Raw genomic sequence first — 1,863 nt, forward strand, 5'->3', positions numbered from 1 at the left:
GCCGCGACCGCCGCCGCGCTGCCGCGGTTCGCGCCGGTCGCCTCGGTGCGGGAGGCAGCGGCGCCGGACGGGGCGGCGGCGACGGAGCAGCTGACGAAGCTGCTCCCGGCCGGTGAGCGGCCCAGCGGCAGCCGGCACTGGCAGCTCGGCAAGGACGCGGGGGGACGGTTGCTCCTGGCCGGTGGCAAGGGCGAGGTGACCGTGAACCTCCAGCGCGATTTCGCCTACAGCGACGTCGCGGCGCGCACGAAGGACATGGAGAAGGACCTCGCCGGCAAGGCGGCGCAGCGCAAGCCCGCGGACCAGCGGCCCCTCACCAAGGAGGAGGCGCGCGCGCAGGCGGAGCAGACCGCGCCGAAGAAGCTGGTGAAGCCGGACAAGGCCGCCCTCCGGCGCATCTACTCCTGCGCCACCCTCAAGAGCACCACCGAGGACCTGCGGAGCTGCACGACCGCGAACCTGCCGGACGGCTCCCTCGTCCTGCGCTACGAGACCCGCACGGGCTCCCTGATCACCCGCACCGCCGATGTGCTGCGCCCCGACGCCACCCGCGTCGTCGTCACGGCCTCCAACGCGAAGGACACGAAGCACGGCCCCGCCGACCTCGCCACCCCGCCCCTGAACCTGGCCGCACTGGCGAAGATCGCCGGAAACCCGGCCTGGAACAAGTAATCCACCGAAGCGGGGGCCGGGTGCGGGGGCGGGCAACCGCACCCGGGATGTCTCAGAACCGAGGGGTGACGGCGACCCGCGGCCCGCGCCGGTCGCCCCTCACGGCAGCACCCTGCACAGCGCCTCCAGGGCGGAGGGCCACCCGTGCTCCGGCGGAGTCGCGTAGCCCACCACCAGGCCGTCCGCCGGGGGGAGTTCGGCGTCCGGGTGGCGGAACTGGCCGAGGCCGGTGAGGGCGAGGCGTTCCCAGGTGGCGGCGCGCAGGACGACGGGCTCGGTGCCCGGCGGGAGGCGCAGGACCGCGTGCAGCCCGGCCGCGATGCCGCTCACGCGGACCTCGGGGGCCCGCGCGGTGACGGCGGCGACGAGGGCGTCCCTGCGGCGCCGGTAGCGCAGCCGCATGGCCCGTACGTGCCGGTCGTACGCGCCGGAGCGCAGGAACGCCGCGAAGGTCAGCTGGTCCATGACGCCGGGGCCCCACGTCGTGCCGCCCCACCCGCTGTTCGGCGCGAGGGACCCGGTCGCGAGCGCGGCGGGCAGGACCGCCCAGCCCAGGCGCAGACCCGTGGCGAGGGACTTGCTCGTCGTGCCGAGGTGCACGACCCGCTCCGGGTCGAGCCCCTGCAAGGCCCCGACGGGCTGGCGGTCGTAGCGGAACTCGCCGTCGTAGTCGTCCTCCAGGATCAGCCCGTCGTTCGCCCGCGCCCAGTCCACGAGCGCCGCCCTGCGCTCGGGCAGCAGCGCGCCCCCGGTGGGGAACTGGTGGCTCGGCGTGAGGAGCACCGCGTGGGTGCCGGGCGGCGGTACGGGGACGGTGCCGTCGCCGTCGAACGGGAGCACGACGACCCGCATCCCGGCCTCGCGCAGGATCTCCCAGTGCACCCACAGCCCGTACGACTCGACCGCGACCGTGCGCATCCCACGCTCCCGCAGCCGTACGAGGAGCTGCCGCAGCCCCTGCGTGAATCCGGCCGTCACGAGGATGCGCCCGGGATCGGCGCGCACGCCCCGGACGCGCGCCAGGTACTCGGCGAGCGCCGTGCGCAGTTCCTCGCGGCCCGTGCCCGGCCAGCCGAACGCGCTCGCCGGGGCCTGGTCGACGGCCTGGCGGGCCGCCTTGAGCCACGCGGCGCGCGGGAAGGCCGAGAGGTCGGGGCTGCCCGAGCGCAGGTCGTGCAGGGGAAGCCCGGC

The 1,863-nt window shown here is 75.9% G+C and carries 1 protein-coding gene and 1 pseudogene; one reads left to right on the forward strand and one right to left on the reverse strand.

From position 1 onward, the window contains the following. Nucleotides 1-672, forward strand: a pseudogene (locus tag G3I42_RS07195) (hypothetical protein); the annotation flags it as partial. A gap of 99 nt (nucleotides 673-771) precedes the next feature. Here G3I42_RS07195 and G3I42_RS07200 read toward each other — a convergent pair. Next, nucleotides 772-1,863, reverse strand: a 1,092-nt coding sequence (locus G3I42_RS07200) for a PLP-dependent aminotransferase family protein (RefSeq protein ID WP_164283460.1), incomplete at its 5' end; no start/stop codon positions are given.

Source organism: Streptomyces sp. SID11385 (genome assembly GCF_010548245.1).
Lineage (GTDB): Bacteria > Actinomycetota > Actinomycetes > Streptomycetales > Streptomycetaceae > Streptomyces.